The sequence below is a fragment of the Metasolibacillus sp. genome, assembly GCF_025291715.1.
GTDB classification, from domain to species: domain Bacteria; phylum Bacillota; class Bacilli; order Bacillales_A; family Planococcaceae; genus Metasolibacillus; species Metasolibacillus louembei.
Genome location: NZ_JAMBIZ010000008.1, coordinates 63,264 through 85,402, shown reverse-complemented (window position 1 = coordinate 85,402; position 22,139 = coordinate 63,264). Strand labels below are relative to the sequence as shown.

At 40.0% G+C, this 22,139-nt stretch carries 19 protein-coding genes, 1 pseudogene and 1 other annotated feature; of the genes and pseudogenes, 2 read left to right on the top strand and 18 right to left on the bottom strand.

Going from position 1 to position 22,139, the window contains the following annotated elements; translation table 11 throughout:
- From pyrF to lspA, 11 genes and pseudogenes are all read right to left on the bottom strand, one after another.
- Positions 1-708, bottom strand: coding sequence for an orotidine-5'-phosphate decarboxylase (pyrF, locus tag M3Z76_RS07635; RefSeq protein WP_293922038.1), 708 nt, complete (start codon positions 706-708; stop codon positions 1-3).
- Positions 708-1,619 (bottom strand): dihydroorotate dehydrogenase, encoded by a 912-nt coding sequence (locus tag M3Z76_RS07630; RefSeq protein WP_293922040.1) that lies wholly within the window; start codon positions 1,617-1,619, stop codon positions 708-710. The genes pyrF and M3Z76_RS07630 overlap by 1 nt, the downstream gene beginning before the upstream one ends.
- The gene (locus M3Z76_RS07625; RefSeq protein ID WP_293922042.1) at positions 1,616-2,389 is read right to left on the bottom strand and encodes a dihydroorotate dehydrogenase electron transfer subunit; all 774 of its coding nucleotides are present in this window, start codon (positions 2,387-2,389) and stop codon (positions 1,616-1,618) included. Before M3Z76_RS07625 ends, M3Z76_RS07630 begins: the two co-directional genes overlap by 4 nt.
- Complete coding sequence (gene carB, locus M3Z76_RS07620; protein WP_293922044.1) at positions 2,386-5,586, bottom strand: carbamoyl-phosphate synthase large subunit; 3,201 nt, start codon at positions 5,584-5,586, stop codon at positions 2,386-2,388. The genes M3Z76_RS07625 and carB overlap by 4 nt, the downstream gene beginning before the upstream one ends.
- Entirely contained in the window at positions 5,579-6,673 is a 1,095-nt protein-coding gene (locus M3Z76_RS07615; RefSeq protein WP_293922045.1) for a carbamoyl phosphate synthase small subunit, read from the bottom strand. The genes carB and M3Z76_RS07615 overlap by 8 nt, the downstream gene beginning before the upstream one ends.
- Positions 6,674-6,675: 2 nt before the next feature.
- On the bottom strand, positions 6,676-7,950 hold the full coding sequence (locus M3Z76_RS07610) for a dihydroorotase (protein ID WP_293922046.1): 1,275 nt from the start codon (positions 7,948-7,950) through the stop codon (positions 6,676-6,678).
- Position 7,951: 1 nt separating this feature from the next.
- Positions 7,952-8,830 carry an aspartate carbamoyltransferase catalytic subunit gene (locus M3Z76_RS07605; RefSeq protein WP_293922048.1) on the bottom strand — a complete coding sequence of 293 codons (879 nt, stop codon included), beginning with the start codon at positions 8,828-8,830 and terminating at the stop codon, positions 7,952-7,954.
- A gap of 28 nt (positions 8,831-8,858) precedes the next feature.
- Positions 8,859-10,069, bottom strand: a pseudogene (locus M3Z76_RS07600) (uracil-xanthine permease family protein).
- Positions 10,070-10,290: 221 nt separating this feature from the next.
- Entirely contained in the window at positions 10,291-10,869 is a 579-nt protein-coding gene (pyrR, locus tag M3Z76_RS07595) for a bifunctional pyr operon transcriptional regulator/uracil phosphoribosyltransferase PyrR (RefSeq protein WP_293922049.1), read from the bottom strand.
- Positions 10,870-11,086: 217 nt separating this feature from the next.
- A complete protein-coding gene (locus M3Z76_RS07590; RefSeq protein ID WP_293922050.1) occupies positions 11,087-11,992 on the bottom strand; it encodes an RluA family pseudouridine synthase in 906 nt (301 codons plus the stop codon).
- Entirely contained in the window at positions 11,989-12,468 is a 480-nt protein-coding gene (gene lspA / locus M3Z76_RS07585; protein WP_293922052.1) for a signal peptidase II, read from the bottom strand. The genes M3Z76_RS07590 and lspA overlap by 4 nt, the downstream gene beginning before the upstream one ends.
- Before the next feature lie 146 nt (positions 12,469-12,614).
- Here lspA and M3Z76_RS07580 point away from each other — a divergent pair, with 146 nt between their 5' ends.
- The gene (locus M3Z76_RS07580; RefSeq protein ID WP_293922054.1) at positions 12,615-13,697 is read left to right on the top strand and encodes a type III polyketide synthase; all 1,083 of its coding nucleotides are present in this window, start codon (positions 12,615-12,617) and stop codon (positions 13,695-13,697) included.
- Positions 13,685-14,221, top strand: a complete 537-nt coding sequence (locus tag M3Z76_RS07575) for an isoprenylcysteine carboxyl methyltransferase family protein (RefSeq protein ID WP_293922055.1) — start codon at positions 13,685-13,687, stop codon at positions 14,219-14,221. The genes M3Z76_RS07580 and M3Z76_RS07575 overlap by 13 nt, the downstream gene beginning before the upstream one ends.
- 79 nt (positions 14,222-14,300) lie before the next feature.
- On the opposite strand, the gene M3Z76_RS07570 is transcribed toward M3Z76_RS07575, so the two are convergent.
- The 7 genes from M3Z76_RS07570 to M3Z76_RS07540 form a co-directional block, all read right to left on the bottom strand.
- Complete coding sequence (locus M3Z76_RS07570) at positions 14,301-15,530, bottom strand: EAL and HDOD domain-containing protein (protein WP_293922056.1); 1,230 nt, start codon at positions 15,528-15,530, stop codon at positions 14,301-14,303.
- Between the two features lie 397 nt (positions 15,531-15,927).
- Positions 15,928-18,687: an isoleucine--tRNA ligase gene (gene ileS, locus M3Z76_RS07565; RefSeq protein ID WP_293922058.1), complete on the bottom strand. Its 2,760-nt coding sequence runs from the start codon at positions 18,685-18,687 to the stop codon at positions 15,928-15,930.
- A 48-nt stretch (positions 18,688-18,735) separates the two neighbouring features.
- Positions 18,736-18,961 (bottom strand) — a binding site (T-box leader).
- A gap of 62 nt (positions 18,962-19,023) precedes the next feature.
- Positions 19,024-19,545, bottom strand: a complete 522-nt coding sequence (locus M3Z76_RS07560) for a DivIVA domain-containing protein (RefSeq protein WP_293922059.1) — start codon at positions 19,543-19,545, stop codon at positions 19,024-19,026.
- A gap of 92 nt (positions 19,546-19,637) precedes the next feature.
- Complete coding sequence (locus M3Z76_RS07555; protein ID WP_293922061.1) at positions 19,638-20,426, bottom strand: YlmH family RNA-binding protein; 789 nt, start codon at positions 20,424-20,426, stop codon at positions 19,638-19,640.
- Between the two features lie 57 nt (positions 20,427-20,483).
- Positions 20,484-20,747 (bottom strand): YggT family protein, encoded by a 264-nt coding sequence (locus tag M3Z76_RS07550; protein ID WP_293922063.1) that lies wholly within the window; start codon positions 20,745-20,747, stop codon positions 20,484-20,486.
- Between the two features lie 22 nt (positions 20,748-20,769).
- Positions 20,770-21,267 carry a cell division protein SepF gene (locus M3Z76_RS07545; RefSeq protein ID WP_293922065.1) on the bottom strand — a complete coding sequence of 166 codons (498 nt, stop codon included), beginning with the start codon at positions 21,265-21,267 and terminating at the stop codon, positions 20,770-20,772.
- A 16-nt stretch (positions 21,268-21,283) separates the two neighbouring features.
- On the bottom strand, positions 21,284-21,952 hold the full coding sequence (locus M3Z76_RS07540) for a YggS family pyridoxal phosphate-dependent enzyme (protein WP_293922067.1): 669 nt from the start codon (positions 21,950-21,952) through the stop codon (positions 21,284-21,286).
- Positions 21,953-22,139 lie beyond the last annotated feature (187 nt).

Here is a 22,139-nt window from a genome sequence, read left to right as displayed (position 1 = left end):
TTATTTTGCCTCCCATAATTGACGAACTTCTTTGTATGCTTCAACTGGATTTGCTGCGCCTGTAATTGCGCGCCCTACAACGATTAATGAAGAACCGTCACGTTTTGCGCCATCCGGTGTTGCGATGCGCTTTTGGTCATGAGCATCGCCACCTAGCATGCGGATGCCTGGTGTTACGCGTAAAAAGTCTTCGCCACAAGCATCTGCGATTGCTTTTGCCTCATGTACCGAACATACGACGCCATCTAAGCCCGCTTCTTTTGTTAGCTTCGCATAATGCAATACCGACTCTTGTAAAGATAAAGCGATTTTTTGCTCATCTCGCATTTGCTCTTCCGTTGTTGATGTTAATTGTGTCACAGCGATTAATGCTGGGCGCTTGTTGCTTGCTGCTGTACCAGCTTCTAAGCCTTCTAAAGCGCCTTCCATCATTGATTTGCCACCCGCTGCATGGACATTGATTAAATCAATGCCTAAACGCGCTAAACCTTTCATTGCAGATTGCACTGTGTTTGGAATATCATGAAGCTTTAAATCTAAAAAGATAGCGTGTCCTTGCTCCTTGATTTTGCTCACAATGCTTGGACCTTCCTGCATATAAAGTTCCATGCCGACTTTCACGAACAATGGCTCATTAAATTGCTGTAAAAAGCTAAACACTTCTTTCTCACTTGGAAAGTCGAGTGCAATAATTGGTTTGTTATTCATTAGCGGTGACTCCTTCCAATAATCTCTGAAATATGGCTTACACCTAGCTCATCTAGCTTCGCTGGCAATGCATCGATAATATTTGGGCAAACGAAGTGGTCGACGAAGTTCGCTGTGCCAACTGCTACAGCCGATGCACCTGCCGACATAAAGTCGATGACGTCCTGTGCATTCGTGATGCCGCCCATGCCGATAATCGGAATTTCGACTGCTTTGTAGACATCGTAGACCATGCGAATCGCAACTGGCTTTACGGCTGGACCAGATAAACCGCCAGTACCGTTTGCGATAACGGGCTTTCCTGTTTTTTCGTGTAAACGCATGCCAACTAATGTGTTAATCATCGTAATACCATCTGCCCCGCCTGCTTCTACTGCCTTTGCAATATCTACAACATTCGTTACGTTTGGTGATAGTTTCACATAGACAGGAACGCTCGATACGGCCTTAACAGCCGCTGTTAATTCCTGTGCTGTCGCTGGGTCTGTACCGAATTGAATACCACCACATTTAACATTTGGACAGGAAATATTTAATTCAAGTGCTTTGACATTTGGTGCAGTAGAAATTTGACGTGCTACCTCTACATAATCAGACACTTCTGTCCCTGCTACATTGGCGATAATTGGCACATCGTAGCCTTCTAAAAATTTTAATTCTTCGTTCATTACTTTTTCAAGGCCAGGATTTTGCAAGCCGATTGCGTTTAACATCCCTGCCGCGGTTTCTGCTACACGTGGTGTTGGATTACCTGCGCGTGTTTCAAGCGTCGTCGCCTTAATCATGATTGCGCCTAGCTTTGACAAATCATAAAGCTGTGCATATTCGCGACCAAAGCCAAAGCAGCCTGATGCTGGCATAATCGGGTTTTTCAACGATAGTCCTGGTAATTCTAAGTTAATGCGGCTCATAGTTGGACAACTCCTTTCGGGAATACTGGCCCATCTGAGCACACTTTTACGTAATCTTTCTCCACTTGATCTGTTGTTTGACAAACGCAAGCGAAGCAAGCGCCAATGCCACAGCCCATACGCTCTTCAAATGATAAATAGCCTTCTTTTTCTGGATAGGCATTTTCCATCGCCTTTAGCATTGGTAGCGGTCCACAACAGTAAAATGCATCAAATTCTGGCTTTAACTCATCAAGCAATGTTGTGACAAAGCCTTTTGTCCCTTTTGTCCCATCTACCGTTACATAATACGTATCGCCTAGTTTGCTAAATTCTTCCTCATAAAATGTTACATTTTCCGATTGGAAGCCAAGTACATGAATTGTGCGTACACCACGCGCATTCAACTGCTTCGATAGCTCATGCAGCGGTGGTACACCGATTCCTCCGCCTACTAATAGCGCTGTGCCACCAGCAGGTACGGCTTCAACAGGGAAACCATGACCAAGCGGACCTAGCACGTCTACCTTTTGACCTGTAGCTGCTAATGATAGCACCTCTGTTCCACGACCCTCTGCACGATAAATCATCGTAAACTGGCTATCTTGCTTGTTGACATCCGCAATACTAATTGGTCGGCGCAATAGTGGCTCCAATGTATCCGATACTTTGACATGGACGAACTGCCCAGGCGTCATATCCTGGACTAGTTCTCCTTGTAATACAAGCTCGAAAATATTATGAGCAATTTTTGCTTGGCGAACGACTGTCATACGTTCACTTTGAATCATGAATGTTTAACCTCCGCCTTTGGCATTTCTTCTGCTGTAAATGTCATGGATTCAATGACACGCAGCATTGCCTCTGCTGTATCTAATGATGTTAAACATGGCACACCATTTTCGACTGACTCACGGCGAATACGGAAGCCATCACGCGCTGGCTGTTTGCCTTTTGTTAATGTATTAACAACTAATTGTGCCTCGCCATTTTGAATAACATCAATTAATGTTTTACCTTTTGCACCGATTTTTTCAACAACATCTGTGCGTACGCCCGCTGCCTCAAAGCTACGTGCTGTACCTTCTGTTGCCATAATACGGTAGCCTACTTTTGAGAAGCGCTTTGCAATGGCGATTGCTTCTTCTTTATCTTTATCCGATACCGTAAATAATACTGTACCGTATGTTTTAATTTCTGTACCAGCTGCTACTAAGCCTTTATAAAGTGCTTTTTCTAATGTTGCATCTTTCCCCATTACTTCACCTGTTGATTTCATTTCAGGTCCTAATGTAATGTCTACGCGACGTAATTTCGCAAATGAGAATACCGGTACTTTAACGAATACGCCTGGTTGCTCTGGTGCTAAGCCTGTTGGGTAGCCTTGTGCTGGAATTGATTGACCTAAAATTGCTTTTGTTGCGATATTGGCCATCGGGATGTTCGTAATTTTACTTAAGAACGGTACTGTACGTGATGAGCGTGGATTTACTTCGATTACGTAAATTTCGCCTTCGCTCATAACATATTGAATATTCATTAAACCAACGATGCCTAAGCCTTTAGCTAAGCGTGTTGTGTAATCTACTAACGTTTCTTGCTGTGCAGCTGTTAATTTTTGCGGTGGGTAAACAGAAATCGAGTCACCTGAGTGAACGCCTGCGCGCTCAATATGCTCCATAATACCTGGAATTAAAACATTTTCACCGTCACAAATTGCGTCAACCTCGATTTCTTGACCTGTTAAATAACGGTCAACTAATACCGGGTGGTCTGGAGAAGCCTCTACTGCATGCTCCATATAATGCGCTAATTCTTCCATGTTATAAACAATTTCCATCGCACGACCGCCAAGTACGTAGGATGGACGTACTAACACTGGGAAGCCAAGCTTTTCAGCAATCGCCATTGCCCCTTCTGCTGAAGTTGCTGTATCACCAGGAGGCTGTGGAATATCCAATTGTTGTAACGCTTGCTCGAATTTATCGCGGTTTTCCGCGCGGTCGATATCTTCCAATGTCGTACCTAAAATTTTCACACCGTTTGCTTCTAATTTATCTGCTAGATTAATTGCTGTTTGTCCACCGAATTGCACCACTACACCGATTGGTTGCTCTAAATCGATGATGTGCATAACATCTTCAATTGTTAATGGCTCAAAGTACAGCTTATCTGAAATCGAGAAATCTGTTGAGACAGTTTCAGGGTTGGAGTTAATAATAATCGCCTCATAGCCTGCCTCTTGAATAGCCCATACAGAATGCACTGTTGCATAGTCGAACTCTACACCTTGACCGATACGAATTGGACCCGAGCCTAGTACGACAACAGATGGCTTATCAGAGCGCACTGATTCGTTTTCCTCTTCGTATGTCCCATAGAAGTACGGTGTTTGTGATTCGAATTCTGCCGCACATGTGTCTACCATTTTATAAACAGGGATAATGCCGTTTTCTTTACGGAATGCGTAAATTGCTGCTTCTGTTGTTTCCCAAAGCTCTGCAATCTTTTTATCTGCAAAGCCTAAGCGTTTTGCTGTGCGCAAGATGTCTTTGTCATTTTTATTGGCAGCTACTGTGCTTTCCATTGTCACGATTTTTTCTAATTTTTTCAAGAACCATAAGTCAATTGCTGACCATTCATGAATTTGCTCGATTGTAACACCGCGACGCAATGCTTCACCGATGAAGAATAAGCGCTCATCACCTGCTTTGCGAATACGTTTTTCAATCCATGTGTCTGTTAATTCTTCCGCATGCTTCATTTCGATATGGACATGACCTGTTTCAAGTGAGCGTACTGCTTTTAACAATGCCTCTTCAAATGTACGACCAAGTGCCATGACTTCGCCTGTTGCCTTCATTTGTGTTCCTAAATTACGCTTCGCTGATTCGAATTTATCAAATGGCCAGCGTGGAATTTTTGCAACGATATAGTCAAGTGCTGGCTCAAAGCAAGCATATGTTGAGCCTGTTACAGGGTTTTTAATTTCATCCAATGTTAAACCTACTGCGATTTTCGCTGCTAGCTTGGCAATTGGGTAGCCCGTTGCTTTTGAAGCTAATGCAGATGAGCGAGAAACACGTGGGTTTACTTCGATTACATAGTATTGGAAGCTATTTGGGTCTAACGCTAATTGGACGTTACAGCCACCTTCGATTTTTAGTGCGCGGATAATATCTAAAGAGATATTGCGCAGCATTTGATATTCGCGGTCAGATAATGTTTGAGATGGTGCAACAACGATAGAATCACCTGTGTGAATACCAACAGGGTCAAAGTTTTCCATGTTACATACAACGATGGCATTGTCTGCTGCATCACGCATTACTTCATATTCAATCTCCTTAAAGCCTGCGATTGACTTTTCAAGTAAGCATTGTGTCACTGGTGAATATTTTAAGCCTGATGTTACGATTTCCTCTAGCTCTTGGTCATTGTGACAAATACCACCGCCTGTACCACCTAAAGTGAAGGCTGGACGTACGATTACTGGGTAGCCAATTTTGGCAACAAAGCGCTTCGCTTCATCTAAGTTATGAATAATATCTGATTCAGGTACTGGTGCGCCTAGCTCATACATTAAATTACGGAATAAATCGCGGTCTTCCGCCTTATGAATGGCATCAAGCTTTGTTCCTAAAATTTCAATGCCTAGCTCCTCTAAAATACCCGATTCATCTAACTCAATCGCCATATTTAAGCCTGTTTGCCCACCAAGCGTTGGTAAAATTGCATCTGGGCGCTCTTTACGTAAAATACGTGAAACGAATTCTAATGAAATTGGCTCGATATATACTTTATCTGCAATTTCTGTATCTGTCATAATTGTCGCAGGATTTGAGTTAATTAAAATAACACGGTAGCCTTCTTCTTTTAATGATAAACAAGCTTGTGTACCAGCATAGTCAAATTCTGCTGCTTGACCGATGACGATTGGACCTGAGCCGATTACTAAAATTGTGTTAATATCTGTACGTTTAGGCATGTTTTTTCTCCTTTTCTGCTTCCATCATGTCAATGAATTCATCGAATAAATGATTTGAGTCTTCTGGGCCTGGTGAAGCTTCAGGGTGATATTGCACCGTGAATACTGGGTGTGTTTTATGACGTAAGCCTTCAACTGTCCCATCATTTAATGCAATATGTGTAATTTCTAAATCTGTATTCGCTAATGATTCTACATCAATCGCGTAACCATGGTTTTGTGATGTCAATTCTGTGCGACCTGTGCGTAAGTCTTTTACAGGGTGGTTCGCTCCGCGGTGTCCAAATGGTAATTTAAAGCTTGTTGCACCGCTCGCTAATGCAAATAGCTGGTGACCTAAGCAAATTCCAAATATCGGCACTTGACCGATTAATTTTTTAATTGTTTCAACACCCTCTGTTACATCCGCAGGGTCTCCAGGGCCATTTGACAGCATGACACCATCTGGATGCCACGCTAAAATTTGCTCTGCTGGTGTGTTGTAAGGTACTACTAAAACATCACAATCGCGTTTATTTAACTCGCGTAAAATACCGTGCTTCATACCAAAGTCCATTACCACAACACGCTGACCGCGACCTGGAGATGGGTATGCTGCTTTTGGTGATACTTCTTTTACATGATGTGTAATCAATGGTGTTGCTTGTAATTGTGCAACGATTTCATCTACATTTACTTCTTCATCTGCCGCTGTTAAAATGGCACGTACCGCACCTTTTGAGCGAATAATGCGTGTTAATTTGCGCGTATCAATGCCTTCAATCCCCGGGATATCTTGGCTAGTTAAATAGTCGTTTAATGTTGTATCAGAGCGGAAATTTGATGGATGCTCCTCTAGCTCACGCACAACAAAGCCGCGAATCGCTGGTGTAATGCTTTCAAAGTCGTCACGATTAATACCGTAGTTTCCGATTAAAGGATATGTCAATGTAACAATCTGTCCATAGAAAGAAGGATCTGATAATGTTTCTTGATAGCCTACCATACCTGTTGTAAAGACAACCTCACCTTGTGATGCTTTGTCGCTACCAAATGCAGTACCGCTAAATACTGTACCATCCTCTAAAATTAATAAACGCTTCTTCATACTTATTGTGCCTCCTCGAATGCGATTTTACCTTCTACCATCGTTAATACCGGCCAGCCTTTTGCTACCCAACCGTTAAATGGCGTGTTGCGACCTTTTGAAACAAATCCTTCTGCATCAACTGTTTGCTCTTTGTTTAAGTCAATGATTGTTAAGTCTGCTGACGCACCTACTGTTAATGTACCGTATGGTAAATCAAAAATTTGAGCAGGCTTCACTGTCATCCAATCAATTAATTGCTTTAATGTCCATTTTCCTGTTTCTACAAAGCTTGTATATAAAAGCGGAAATGCTGTTTCAAAGCCAACGATACCGAATGGCGCGCCTACCATACCACAGCATTTTTCCTCTACTGTATGTGGTGCATGGTCTGTTGCAATACAATCAATCGTGCCGTCTAACAATGCCGCATGTAAAGAATCTTTATCTTCTGTTGCACGTAATGGTGGGTTCATTTTCCAGTTCGCATCATCTGAAGGGATGTCCATTTCCTCAAGCAGTAAATGGTGTGGACAAACCTCTGCTGTCACGCGAATACCTGCCGCTTTTGCATCGCGTACTGCACGTACAGATTCCTTTGTCGATACGTGACAAACGTGATAGCGAGCGCCTGCCGCTTCCGCTAATAATACGTCACGTGCGATTTGTACCGATTCACAAATTGACGGAATTCCTGGCAAGCCAAGCTCTTTATTGCGTTTACCCTCATGCATCACGCCGTCATAAATTAGTGAGTTATCCTCACAGTGTGCAACTACAACCGCATCAATGCGAGCCGCTTCCTTCATTTGTTCATACATTGTTGCTGCTAGTTGAATGCCGACACCATCATCTGAAAAGGCCACTGCGCCCTGTGCTTTTAGCTCCTCCATATTTGTACGTACTTCACCTGAAATATCTTTTGTTAATGAGCCGTATGGCAATACGCGAATAACAGCACTCTCTTTAATTAAGCCATTAATCAATTGCATGTTTTCAATTGAGTCAGGCACTGGCTTCGTATTTGGCATTGCGCAAATTGTCGTAAAACCACCTTTGGCTGCAGATGCCGTACCTGTTGCAATCGTTTCTTTATGCTCAAAGCCTGGCTCACGTAAATGTGTATGTACATCAACGAAGCCTGGTGCCACTAAATTGCCTTGCCCATCAATCACTTGTGCATCTGCTGGCTGTTCGTCACCGATTGCTGTAATTTTGCCTTCTTCAATTGTAATACTTGTCGTTATTAGCTCGCTTGCTTCGTTCACCATTTTGATGTTGTAGATAAATGTTGTCATATTATTCTCTCCCCTTCAAAATTGTTTCTAAAATTGCCATACGTGCAAAAACGCCGTTACGTACTTGCTGGAAAATACGCGAACGCTCACATTCCACTAGCTCATCTGCGATTTCCACATCGCGATTCACCGGCGCAGGGTGCATAATGATTGCTCCATCCTTCATTTGCTTCTCACGCGCTACTGTTAAACCATATTGCTCATGATAGCTTTCTTTTGAGAAGCTTTTGCTTACTGAATGACGTTCATGCTGAATGCGCAATAGCATAATCACATCGCTATCATGGATTAGCTCGTCCCATGAATGATGCGCCTCAAATTGCCCTGCCCATTCTTCTGGACACAGAAAGTGAACGTTCGCTCCTAGCTTTACTAACGCAGCTGCATTCGATTTTGCTACACGACTATGAGAAATATCTCCAACAATCGTAATATTTAAGTTTTCGAATGTGCCAAATTCCTTCTGAATTGTGTATAAATCAAGCAAGCTTTGCGATGGATGCTGTCCTGCACCATCTCCTGCATTAATCACAGCGCAATGAATGCCTTCTAGCAGCTCATTGTAATATTCATCTTCCTTTGCACGAATTACGACTGCATCTAACCCAATCATTTCAAGCGTCTTTACTGTATCGTACATCGTTTCACCCTTTAATGCACTTGAAAATTCCGCATCAAACGGAATGACTGTACAGCCTATGCGTCGCTCCGCCATCTCGAAGCTTGTTTTCGTTCTTGTGCTTGGCTCAAAAAATAAATTAGCGACATTGTAGGAGCGTGCTAACTGTGGCTCTTCACCATTTTCAAAAGCTTTCGCTCGCTCTAATATGTGTAAAATTTCTTCATTTGTTAAATGCTCCATGGATAATAAATTTTTCATTTGAATGCCTCCATTTACAATGTGCTTTTTACTCTTCGTCTAAATTTGCAACCTCTTTTTCGCGCCCTGGTAATAGTAGATTTAATAAAACCCCAACAATTGCTGCTAATGCCATTCCTTCTACTTTAAAGGCATCTGTAAAGTGAAATGCTGCGCCACCGATACCGATGACTAAAATAACAGATGAAATGACTAGGTTGCGGTTGTTGCCAAAATCAATATTATTTTCAACAAGCATGCGCAAGCCGCTTGATGCAATAATCCCAAATAATAAAATCGAAATGCCACCTAATACCGCTGTTGGAATTGTTTCAATCAATGCCATCGCTTTGTGACATACACTGAGTAGACCCGTGTAATCGCAAGAACTCCGATATTTTCACCGTACGTTGTTTTCGGTGGTCCACCGATTAAGGCACTCAAAAATGTGCCTATCCCGTCCCCTAGTATCGAACGATGTAAACCAGGGTCTTTAACATAATTGCGATTGACTACTTTCCCTAACACAAGCTGATGCCCGATATGCTCTGACAATGTTACGATAACGATTGGCACCATCGCCCAAAAGATTGTCGAGGTAATCGTAAATTCATAATGGACACCTGGTATTAAAAAGTCTGGTAGCGCAAACCATTTTGCCTCACCTACTGCTGTAAAATCGACAAGTCCAAGAATCACCGCGTATAGATAGCCGATAATGATGCCGAGTAAAACAGGCATTGCACTTAAAATATTTTTGAAGTAGACCGTGAAAATAATTGCAGAAAATAATGTCACTAGCGCTACTGTGAAATGCTTAAAGCTGTAAACCGTTTCTTTCACCATTTCACCTGTCGCTGTATCAAGCGTTTCCACCGTAATGTTCATCGCCATATCGACAGCCGTTGCAGCTAACCCTAAACCGATAACCATAATGACTGGTGCTACCACGATTGGTGGTAAAATATTCATCAACCACTTATAGCCTGTCTTCCATATGACTAATGAAACTATCCCATATGTAATTCCGACGAGCATTGCTCCTATCATCGCATTTCCAGGGCTGACACTCTCACCATTTTTTAGTCCGCCTGCCGCAATCAAGATTGGTGCGATAAAAGCAAACGAAGAGCCTAAATAAGCAGGTACTTTAAACTGTGTAATTAATAGAAAGACGATTGTAGCAATTCCGCTTGTTAATAAGGCGATTGCTGGGCTTAAACCAACTAGCTTTGGCACTAAAATCGTTGAGCCAAACATCGCAAACATATGCTGGAAGCTCAATGTCACTAACTGAATGCCCGATGGCTTTTCATGAATATCTAATAGCGGCTTCGACATATCGCTCCTCCTAATTTTTATCCCGTATTAACAGGCTGTACTTCTATGACGGATAACACAGACCCCACTTCCAATCATTAGATCAGACTAAAATATTGAAATCTGGAATTCAACAGCCTGTAAAAACCCGATTGGTGAAACTAACAATCAGTAGGAGGGAAATTACTTCCCACTGATTGAAGGTTCACTTTATGAATACTTACTTGATCTAGCCCGTCCACTTCTGTCAAGCTAACAACAATGCGTTCTTGTCCGGATGTCGGGATATTTTTTCCGACATAGTCAGCACGAATTGGGAGCTCTCGGTGTCCTCGATCTACTAAAACCGCTAGCTGAATTTGTGCGGGTCTTCCTAAATCCATAACCGCATCAAGTGCCGCACGCACTGTACGTCCTGTGTACAGCACATCATCCACTAGCACGATTTTTTGCTCGCTTACTTGGTAATCAATTGCAACTTGCTGTACTCTTGCCTCATCCTGCTTTGTTGTTAAATCATCTCGATATAATGTGATATCAAGCTCCCCTGTACGAATCGGCTTGCCTTCGATTTTTTCAATGCGCTCTGCTAACCGTTTTGCTAAAAAAGCACCGCGTGTTTTAATCCCTACTAAAATACATTGGTCAATCCCTTTGTTGTGCTCAATGATTTCATGTGCAATGCGTGTTAAAGCACGATTCATTGAAGCACTATCAAGTAAAACATTAATGTTTGACATTTGTGATCCCCTTTCTCAGTATGCAAAAAACCTCCCAAGCAGTTGCTTGAGAGGTTTGAAAATTCCATGTTGAAATAGCATGTAGTAAGAATTTTGCGCACAAAAATCCCCTACACTTCACAAGTTACCTTCTCAGCCTCTCTGGACTGCCATTAAAGGTGCAATATTTATTTTTACTGCTGTTTATTATAATACTATGCTTGTTCACTGTCAATAGCTATTGACGTAACTCTGTAAGCAGCTGCTCAAAATCCTCAGGTAATGGCGTCGAAAACTCTAAATATTCACCTGTAGCAGGATGAATAAAGCCTAAAATGCCTGCATGCAACACTTGTCCACCAAAATCCAGCGTTTTTTTCGGTCCATATTTAGGATCACCTACTAATGGAAAACCGATGTACTGCATATGCACACGAATTTGATGTGTACGTCCTGTTTCTAAGCGACATTCTACTAATGTATAATCACCGAAGCGTTCAATGACTTGGAAATGCGTTACAGCATGCTTACCATTATCAACAACGGCTTGCTTTTGACGATCTTTCGTATCGCGCCCAATCGGTGCATCAATCGTTCCTTTATCATGCGCTATATGTCCATGCACTAAAGCCGTATATTTACGTGTTACTGATTTTTCTACAAGCTGATTCACTAACGATTCATGTGCAACATCATTTTTCGCAACCATTAATAAGCCTGATGTATCTTTATCAATGCGATGGACGATACCTGGACGTAATATGCCATTAATGCCCGATAAATCTTTGCAATGATGCATTAAGCCATTTACTAATGTACCTGTCGTATGACCTGGTGCTGGATGAACAACCATTCCCTTTGGTTTGTTCACAACGACAACATCCGCATCCTCATAAATGATATTTAAATCTAGCTCTTCCGCAATTACCTCTAACGTTTCTGGCTCAGGCACGTCCACTTCGATGACATCGCCCTCTTTTACTTTGTATTTCGCCTTCACTGCTGTACCATTTACTTTTATAATGCCATCCGTTACCCAGTTGTTAATTTGCGTACGTGACCATTCTCCTTGTAAGCTTGCTAACGCTTTATCAATACGCTCGCCTACTTGTTCTACTTCAATTGTATATGTGACTACTGTCATTGTTTCACCTTTTTCTTTTGTTGTCGTTCATCTAAAATTACTGCGATTAATAGCATAACAACTGCAATCGACAATGCAGCATCCGCTACGTTAAAAATCGGGAATTCATAATTGATAATAGGAATAAGCACATCGACAAAATCGACAACTTCTCCTCTAAATAAGCGGTCGATAAAATTCCCTACAGCCCCACCAAGTAGTAGCATTAAGCTTGCTTGTAGCAACGGCTTGCCTTTTGCCTCTGTATAGAAAAAATAAAGAATCGCCACAATCACACCAATTGTTACAATTGTGAATAACCACATTTGTCCTTGTAGCATCCCCCATGCTGCTCCACGATTGCGATGTGATAATAAGCCGAGCCAAGGATCCCAAATCGCAATACGCTCACCAAGTTCCATATTTTTAACAATCATCCATTTTGTAATTTGATCCAATAAAATAGCAAGTATAGCTATTCCATAATACTTCTTCACAAACGCCGCCTCCGTTTACACAGTATGCTATACATTTTACCACAGACTGTGTAAGACGAATAATATTATCTTTTATAACGGGTAGGCATGTTGTCCGCTCCATGTTGCATACATTACATCATACTTGAATTGGAGGGAAAATTTACATGCCTAAAATTTGTTCAATTAGTACATATAAAATGGCACATACATTGACACAGCAGCATGCACAACAATTAACAAAGGACCTTTTTCACAAACAGATGCCTCGACTTGAAAGGCTATTGCAAGTTTTTGATAACGGCGGCATTGAAAATCGGCAGCTTTGCGTTCCTGCTGAATGGCATCGCATTCCACACACATTTGCCGAGCGCAATCAATTGTATGTGGAGCTAGCTACACAATATAGTGTTGAAGTTATTCAACACTGTCTAACAAATACAGATTTTCTTGCTTCACCTATTGATCCAATTGATATTGATGCCATCATTTTTGTTAGCACAACTGGGCTAGCTACACCAAGCATTGATGCACGTGTTATGAATATATTGCCTTTTTCTGATCGAGTAAAGCGTACCCCTCTTTGGGGGCTTGGCTGTGCAGGTGGGGCCGCAGGAATTAGTCGAGCATTCGATTTTTGTCAAGCATATCCTACAGCGAAAGTGCTTGTCGTTTGCGTAGAGCTTTGTAGCTTAACCTTCCAAACAGAGGATGTACGTAAAAGCAATATTGTTGGCGCATCGCTATTTGCAGATGGGGCCGCAGCTGTCCTTATATGCGGAGACCGAGCAAATGTGGAATTACAGGGCGCTGTGCCACATATCCTTCATAGCGCTTCAAAACTATTACCTAATTCTGAAAATGTAATGGGATGGGATATACAAAATAGTGGCTTACACGTAATTTTTCAAAAAAGCATTCCAGCAATTATCGATAGCTGGCTTCATCCATTTATTATAGCGTTTTTAGAGGAGCAATATTTAACCGCAAGGGATATTTCTTATTTTATTGCCCATCCAGGTGGAAAAAAAGTGCTGGAGGCTTATGAAAAAGCACTAACATTAACAGTCGAGCACACCGCTATTGCTCGCACTATTTTGCAGCAATATGGCAATATGTCATCACCTACTGTGCTGTATGTTCTTGAGCAATTTATGCTACAAAATAGGACGTCTGATGCATTCGGCTTACTCGTTGCCTTAGGTCCTGGCTTTTGTGGGGAAGCTGTCTTAGTGAAATGGGGGGCATAAAGGTGTCTTATTTATTTATAGGAATTATTATTTTACAACGCTTAGCAGAGCTGTTTATTGCCCAGCGCAATGAGCGTTGGCTTCGTGCACAAGGAGCCTATGAGGTTGGGACATCACATTATCCATCTATGCTTGCATTGCATAGCAGCTTTTTTATAGTTCTGCTGCTAGAAATAACGTTCAAAAAAGCATCGCTATCTTCCTTTTTCCCGATATTGCTATTGCTGTTTCTGCTCGTGCAAGCTGTACGTATATGGTGTATCCATTCCTTAGGTCGCTTTTGGAATACTAAAATTTTGATTTTGCCAAATGCTAACGTTGTGCGCAAAGGGCCTTATCGCTTTTTACGTCATCCTAATTATCTTGTTGTTAGCCTAGAGCTTTTCCTGCTGCCTTTCATGTTCCAAGCTTACTTCACTGCATTTCTTTTTACTATATTAAATATAGTCATGCTCTTTGTTCGTATTCCAATTGAGGAACGAGCATTACGACAAGCTACTAATTATAATGAAACGTTTAAATAACGCGAGGGTTTTTGCACGCCCTTATATCGATAAAGAAACTACATTGAAAAGTGCATAATGCTTTCAATGTAGTTTCTTTTTATAATAATTTATCAGCCCAAGTCGATGCTTCACTATACAATTCATCCATTTCATAAGCATCCAAACCCAAAGGCGCTCCCATTTCCTCAAGCTTATCCCACTCTAGCTTACTTAGTGTAATACTAAATTGTAAATAAGGCGTTATATCTGTTGGATCGCCTAAAAGCGTATGAATGACATTGTTTGATAAAGGAAGTTTTTCTATAATATCTTCTAAATTGCTCTTCAATAATGTATCAATTAATGAAAACATACCTGTTAAAAAATATTCTGATGAATTTTTCTTATTATTACGCTTTGCCAGCAGTTCACAAACTTTTGCTCTAAATAAAGATGAACGCATAATCTCCTTGTAAAAATCTCCATTGTCTCCAAAATGCTGCTCACTCATTGCTATAAAATAAATCCATTTTCTTAAGTTTGGAATACCAATCATCATAATTGCTTGTCTAACCGAGTGAATTTTTGATTTGGATTGTGCAGTTGTAATATTGATTGTTTGTAAAAGTTTATATGTTAACGATAAATCATTTTCTATACTTTCAGCTACTAATTGAACATTCGGCTCTTCGTCATTTAACAATACTAATGTATTTAAATATTGAATTGTATTTGACGGAATACTCGCGCCAGTCAAAGTCTGCGGCTTTTCGAAAAAATAACCTTGGAATAGTGTATATCCTGAATTTTTAGCAATATGAAAATCATCATATGTTTCTACTTTTTCTGCAAGTAACTGAATATGTGGAAAATGCATCTTTACTTTTTTCTCGACTTTATAACGCTCTTCTATAGGGGACAATAAAAAATCGATTTTAATATAATCGATAAATTGAAATAGTTCGTCGTATTCTTCTATTTGCTCATTTAAAATAAAATCATCTAGTGCAATTTGAAAGCCTTTTGCTTTTATCTCTCGTGCTCGTTCAGTCAGCTTTTTTGTAACCGCAATATCTTCCAATATCTCGATTACTATTTGAGTAGGATCTAACCAATCGAAAATAGAGCTATATAATAAATTCTCAGTAAAATTCACAAAAACCGGCTTGTCCTTCATCACTTTTTCTGCACCAAAAAGGAGGAGCGTATTCACTAGCACTTTTGCTGTAGCAGTATCAGAATCAATATTAGGAAATTCATTTAAATCTTTACTTCTATATAATAATTCATAAGCAATAACTTCTTTTTTAGCATTAAGAATTGGCTGTCTACCAACAAAAATCTCCATTCCATTCCCCTTCTTTTTATATAATTTTATGGACAATTATTCTATTTTATTTATAAAAAAATAAAAATTTAAGTATTAAGTCATAAATAATTCTTAAATACAATCAATTTATGAAAAGATTAGTTATATAGCATTATATATAATATATAAAAAAAAACAAACTTTAATTGCCTGCTTTAGTATAGATAAATGAGTAATAGCCAAAATTCATTTCATACAAAATTGCTATGATTATTTATTGCTGCCTCTTCCTTCTTAAAAAGCTCTAAAAAACCCTGAACTACTCCATTTCATAAAATAGTTCAGGGTATTTAGCTAAAATTATTTATCAATTATGCCTCAGTGTAATTGTGTCAGTGGCTTGATTTGAATCAGCAATAAACATTGCTGAATTAAGTTAAATATAATATTTTTCTACAACATCCGCACAGCGAGCGCATAATGTCGCATGCTTATCATTTGTGCCAACAGTTGGTGTAATTGTCCAGCAGCGCTCACATTTTTCACCTTCTGCTTTTTCCACAACAATTGCTGTTTTATCTAAAACTAAAGCATTTGCTGGTGCATCTGCTTTCACGCCAGCTACTTCAAATGCTGAAACGATAGATAATTGTGCAAAGTTGATATTCGCATCTTGCAATAATGTTGCTACTTCTTCATCCGCATAAACCGTTAATTTTGCCTCTAACGATTTACCAATTGTTTTCGCATTACGCGCTTCCTCTAATGCTTTTAACACTTCATCACGTACCGCAATAATCTTTGTCCATTTTACGCGTAGCTCTTCGAAGTTTGCTTGCTCATCAACTTCTGGGAAGTCCGTTAATTGTACAGATACTTCCTCTTGACCTAAGTAAGACCACATCTCATCTGTCGTATGCGGTAAAATTGGCGTTAATACTTTTAACAATGTCATTAACGTATCATACATCACTGTTTGCATTGCACGACGATCTTTTTGATCTGCACCTTCAATATAGACAACGTCTTTAGCGATATCTAAATAGAAGGAAGATAACTCTATTGCTACGAAATTGTTGACAACTGTATAAACTGTTGAAAACTCGTAGCGGTCATAAGCCGCACGTACTGTTTTTAATACGTCTTGCAGGCGCATATACATATATTGATCCATCTCACGTAGCTCACTATAAGCAACGCGGTCTGTCGCTGGATTGAAGTCTGCTACGTTACCATGTAAGAAACGCAATGTGTTACGGATTTTACGATATACTTCCGATACTTGCTTTAACATATCCATTGAAATACGTACATCACCTGTGTAGTCAACAGACGCCACCCATAAACGCAAAATATCTGCACCATATTGATCCATTACCTTTTGCGGGATGATAACATTGCCTAACGACTTACTCATTTTGCGTCCTTCGCCATCTAATACGAAGCCATGTGTTAATAAGCCTTTATATGGTGCATGACCATTAATTGCAACAGATGTAATTAACGATGAATTGAACCAGCCGCGGTGTTGGTCAGAGCCTTCTAAATAAAGGTCTGCCGGATACTGCATACCACGCTCTACTAGTACGCCTTGATGTGACGAGCCTGAATCGAACCAAACGTCCATAATATCGTTTTCTTTCGTAAACTCACCGTTCGGGCTACCTGGATGTGTAAAGCCTTCTGGTAATAGTTCCTTCGCTTCTTTTTGGAACCAAATATTTGAGCCGTGCTCACGGAACAATGCTGCAATATGTGCAATCGTTTCTGGTGTAATAATCGGCTCACCATTTTCCGCATAGAAAATTGGAATCGGCACGCCCCATGCACGCTGACGGGAAATTACCCAATCTCCACGGTCACGAATCATATTATATAAACGTGTTTCACCCCATGCTGGTGTGAATTCTGTTGCTTTGACAGCATCTAGTAATTCACTACGGAACATTTCAACAGATGCAAACCATTGTGGCGTTGCACGATAAATAACAGGTTTTTTTGTACGCCAGTCATGTGGGTATGAGTGTGTGAAGAAGTTAAGCTTTTCTAATGCACCAACTTCCTTTAATTTTTCCGTAATCACTTTGTTCGCATCATCGTAGAAAAGACCTTCAAAGCCCGGTGCTTCGCTCGTATAACAGCCACGATTATCAACAGGTGATAACACCTCTAAGCCATATAACTTCCCGACATTAAAGTCGTCTTCCCCGTGTCCTGGTGCAGTATGAACGCAGCCTGTACCAGCATCTGCTGTAACGTGGTCGCCAAGCATCACAAGTGAATCACGGTCGTAGAATGGATGTGCTGCTACAACACGGTCTAATGCTTCACCTTGTAGCTCCTGCACAATTTCATAGCTTTCCCATGCTAATTCTTGTGCGATTGTTTCAAGTAAATCTTTTGCGATAATAAATTTATTGTCAGCTACTGCGACAACAACGTATGTTAATTCTGGGTTTACTGTAATACCAAGGTTTGCTGGTAATGTCCAAGGCGTTGTTGTCCAAATAATAAATTTCGCATCTGCTGGCACAACACCTTTTGCATCTTTAATCGCAAAGCTTACATAAATCGATGCAGATTTGACATCTTTATATTCGATTTCTGCTTCCGCTAATGCTGATTCAGATGATGGTGACCAATAAACTGGCTTTAAGCCTTTATAAATATAGCCTTTTTCCGCCATTTTACCGAACACTTCAATTTGACGTGCTTCAAATTCAGGCTTTAATGTGATATATGGATTTTCCCAATCGCCACGCACACCTAAACGCTTAAATTGTTCACGTTGATTAGCGATTTGCTCATAGGCATATTCCTCACAAAGCTTACGGAATTCAGCTACCGACATTTCTTTACGTTTTACACCTTTATTTGTTAATGCTTGTTCAATTGGTAAACCGTGCGTATCCCAGCCAGGTACATATGGCGCGTGATAACCAGTCATTGAACGATGACGTACGATCATATCCTTTAACACTTTATTTAACGCATGACCAATATGGATGTCGCCGTTCGCATATGGAGGTCCATCATGCAATACGTAATGTGGTCGATCCTTCGTACGCTCAGCAACAAGCTGATAAATATTTTGTTCATTCCATTTTTCTTGCATTTTCGGCTCATTTGCTGGCAAATTTCCACGCATTGGGAAATCTGTTTTCGGCATTAATAACGTGTCTTTATACTCTACCATTTGTTTAAAACCCTCCTTAGATAAATAAAAAAAGCCTCTCATCCCTCAAAAAGGGACGAGAAGCTATAACTCGTGGTACCACCCTAATTTACACAAAAGTTTGTGTCTCTTAGAACGCTGTAACGTTGCGTCAAACGAAATTACTTACTCATTTTTGTTTTCAGTAATTTAGCTTAGAAGTGATGTTCTGCTCTAATTGTTTCGTCTGAGCTCCCACTATCCCCAGATCGCTAGTCAGCAATTAAAACATACTGTCTTCCTTAAGTGCCATTGTGCATATATACCTCAGTATATGAAAAACAGAAAAAAACGTCAAGCGCTATAGCAACGCTCAAATTATTTTTCGATGTCCTCTACAACCTTCACCTGCTCCTGAATATCTGTTAAATCTACATCATATTCAAGTAAATGCTCCCAATCATCCGTATTCAGTAAATCAAGCTGTGCCTCAACAAGCATTTTGAAACGGTTGCGGAACACCTTTGATTGCTTTTTTAGTTCGTCAATTTCAATCGTAATTTTTCTTGCCTTTGTTAAAGCATCGTTCACGATACGGTCGGCATTTTTTTCTGCTTCCTTGACAATTAGCTTCGCTTCCTTTTGTGAATTGCGACGAAGCTCTTCAGCAGCATCCTGTGCGACAACGATTGATTTTTGTAAAGTATTCTCTAATGTATTGAAATGACTAATTTGCTCTGACATCATTTTCACTTTTTCTTCAAGCTCTTTTTTATCGCGCAAAATAATTTCATAGTCTTTAATAATTTGGTTTAAAAATTCATTTACTTCATCTTCCACATAGCCGCGAAAGCCTCTCGTAAACTCCTTATTATGTATATCAAGCGGTGATAACGGCATTACATGACACTCCTTTATCCATATCATCTTTTCATCTATTATAAAGCTTTTATGCGATTATGAACACGAAAATTCATAAAAAACAGCGATATTTATGATTTTTGCTCTAAACGTCCTATTTGTAATCGAATTTTATCCTTTTTTGTTCGTCCTTCCGTCATCAGTATTTTGAAGCGTCCAAAGCCTCTGACAGATACGATATCGCCTTCCTGTAATTCAAAGCTTACATGCTCACGCACTGTCCAATTGACCTTCACTCTTCCTGATGTTACTAAGCTTTGTGATTTTTGACGTGACATATTTAAGACAGTAGCAAGTACAACATCCAGCCTCATCGATGAAATAAGCACAAGCTGCTCTACCCACTCTTCCTCTGTTTGAATTAAAGGAGCTTGTTCATCTAATTCCTCTACATGAATCTTTACTTTACCAATCGATGTTAAATTCGCCCTCACATAATCTGCTACTTCTGTTGCGACAGCAAACTGAGCTGTACTATCTGCTACGCGAATATCACCAAATTTACTGCGATCTATGCCGAGTGACAATAAAGCCCCAAGCACATCTGGATGCTTTAATTGGACAAATTTAGCCGGATAATTGACACGAAATATTGTAATTTGGAAATCTTCTGCTGCTTCCTCAAAATAGCTTGGCGCAATCATCATGCGCTCACGCTCAGCAGTATCAAACACGCCTGCTGATTTCACTTGCAACTCATCCACTTGTCCAACAACTGACATCACAATAAAGCGTTGACGCGGATCTAAAAAATCCGTCAATTTTGGTGCATAGCGATCCTCTACCTCTCGTTGCCAGCCAACAACTTGTTCAATAAAAGGCTGCTCATCTTTGCGAAAATGCTGAATTAAATGTTCCATCTTTTCTCTCCATTTGTCAGTAAATATAATAAAAGCCCCCTAAAAGGAGGCAAATGTTTAAAATACGATATAGCTTGCGACAGTAATAACTCCTTGCTGAATAAAACGCAATGCAAACAATGCAACGATTGGGGAAATATCAATCATCCCTAGTGGTGGAATGAATTTTCTAAAAATCCCCAAATAAGGTTCTACTAATGTTGCTAAAAAACGACCTACTGCTGAATCCTGTGCTGCTGGTATCCAAGACATTAAAATATAACCAATAATCATAAATGTGTATATTGTAAAAACTTGGTTAATAATTTGAAAAATCATCATATAAATTATATCCTCACTAATTTTAAATATCTTCTAAATAGCTTGAAATCTCTCCTGAAACCTCAACATTATCCGGTGTACATAAGAAGATATCTACACCTACTCGTTGAATATCGCCACCTAACGCATATACTGTACCGCTTAAAAAATCAATAATGCGTCTACCTTGATCAATATCAATACGTTGTAAATTGACAATCGTTGCACGCTTATTTTTCAAATGCTCTGCAATATCCTGTGCTTCTGCGTAGACACGTGGCTCAATCAATATCACCTTTGAGCCTTTTGATGACACTGCTGCCTGTAAGCTTACGACATTATTCACAGCATGTACTTGTGCAGGCTCTTCATGCACTTGAATTTTACGTTCTTTTTTCACGCGATTATTAACGACTGGTTTGGGCTGTTCTTGTTGCTTCGGCGGCTCATATGAAGTTTTGGGCGCTGATTGCTGCGCTACTTCCATTTCTTCTTCCTCGTCTAAATAAAAGAAGTTTTTTATTTTATTTTTCATGCTCATATTTTATCCCTTCCTTCTAGCCAACAAGAGCTGTGCCGATTCTTACAAATGTCGCACCTTCCTCAACGGCAATTTCGTAATCGTTAGACATCCCCATTGAAAGTTCTGTACAAGGCGCATATGGTAGTTTTAATGCCACAACTTCCTGCTGTAATTTTTTCAAATTGCGAAATACTGACCGTATCAGCTCTTTATTATCTGAATATGGAGCCATTGTCATTAAACCAACAACTTCAATTTTTGTCATATTTGCTAAGCTATGCAGAAAATCAATTGTTTCTTCAGCAGTTAACCCATGCTTTGACTCTTCGCCTGACACATTTACTTGCACAAAGCATTTCACAACATGCTGTGCTCGCTTTTCAATTTCCTCAGCTAGGCTTAAGCGGTCTAGTGAATGTAAATAATCAATTTCATTAATTACTTGCTTTACTTTACGCGTTTGCAATGAGCCGATGTAATGCCAATTAGCAAATTGCTGTATCGCTTCTCTTTTCACTAATAATCCTTCTGGACGGTTTTCACCTAAATGTAACAAGCCTACATCAATCGCTTCTGCTGTACGTGCTACATCTACTTCCTTTGTAACAGCAATAATCTGGACTGGCTGCCCGTAATTACTTCGTTCTTTCGCCTGGTCTATATTCACTTGAATTTGTGCTAAGTTTTCAATAATTTTTGCCAATGCTTTCCCAACTTTACATTCAAAATTTATTCACTTTAATTGTATTATATATGAACAAATGCTCACGATAAATCAAAAATTCTATGAGCTGTTGTTTATTACTAACGTAGTATTAGTCTTTCAAGTATTTTTACTTTGTTTCATTGTAACAAGCCTACTATAATTTATCAATGAATAGCTTAAGTTA

Excerpts from the sequence above, each read along its gene's own strand:
- pyrF (WP_293922038.1), bottom strand. The coding sequence starts at position 708 with ATGAATAACAAACCAATTATTGCACTCGACTTTCCAAGTGAGAAAGAA.
- M3Z76_RS07630 (WP_293922040.1), bottom strand. The coding sequence starts at position 1,619 with ATGAGCCGCATTAACTTAGAATTACCAGGACTATCGTTGAAAAACCCG.
- M3Z76_RS07625 (WP_293922042.1), bottom strand. The coding sequence starts at position 2,389 with ATGATTCAAAGTGAACGTATGACAGTCGTTCGCCAAGCAAAAATTGCT.
- carB (WP_293922044.1), bottom strand. The coding sequence starts at position 5,586 with ATGCCTAAACGTACAGATATTAACACAATTTTAGTAATCGGCTCAGGT.
- M3Z76_RS07615 (WP_293922045.1), bottom strand. The coding sequence starts at position 6,673 with ATGAAGAAGCGTTTATTAATTTTAGAGGATGGTACAGTATTTAGCGGT.
- M3Z76_RS07610 (WP_293922046.1), bottom strand. The coding sequence starts at position 7,950 with ATGACAACATTTATCTACAACATCAAAATGGTGAACGAAGCAAGCGAG.
- M3Z76_RS07605 (WP_293922048.1), bottom strand. The coding sequence starts at position 8,830 with ATGAAAAATTTATTATCCATGGAGCATTTAACAAATGAAGAAATTTTA.
- pyrR (WP_293922049.1), bottom strand. The coding sequence starts at position 10,869 with ATGTCAAACATTAATGTTTTACTTGATAGTGCTTCAATGAATCGTGCT.
- M3Z76_RS07590 (WP_293922050.1), bottom strand. The coding sequence starts at position 11,992 with ATGACAGTAGTCACATATACAATTGAAGTAGAACAAGTAGGCGAGCGT.
- M3Z76_RS07580 (WP_293922054.1), top strand. The coding sequence starts at position 12,615 with ATGCCTAAAATTTGTTCAATTAGTACATATAAAATGGCACATACATTG.
- M3Z76_RS07575 (WP_293922055.1), top strand. The coding sequence starts at position 13,685 with ATGGGGGGCATAAAGGTGTCTTATTTATTTATAGGAATTATTATTTTA.
- M3Z76_RS07570 (WP_293922056.1), bottom strand. The coding sequence starts at position 15,530 with ATGGAGATTTTTGTTGGTAGACAGCCAATTCTTAATGCTAAAAAAGAA.
- ileS (WP_293922058.1), bottom strand. The coding sequence starts at position 18,687 with ATGGTAGAGTATAAAGACACGTTATTAATGCCGAAAACAGATTTCCCA.
- M3Z76_RS07560 (WP_293922059.1), bottom strand. The coding sequence starts at position 19,545 with ATGCCGTTATCACCGCTTGATATACATAATAAGGAGTTTACGAGAGGC.
- M3Z76_RS07555 (WP_293922061.1), bottom strand. The coding sequence starts at position 20,426 with ATGGAACATTTAATTCAGCATTTTCGCAAAGATGAGCAGCCTTTTATT.
- M3Z76_RS07550 (WP_293922063.1), bottom strand. The coding sequence starts at position 20,747 with ATGATGATTTTTCAAATTATTAACCAAGTTTTTACAATATACACATTT.
- M3Z76_RS07545 (WP_293922065.1), bottom strand. The coding sequence starts at position 21,267 with ATGAGCATGAAAAATAAAATAAAAAACTTCTTTTATTTAGACGAGGAA.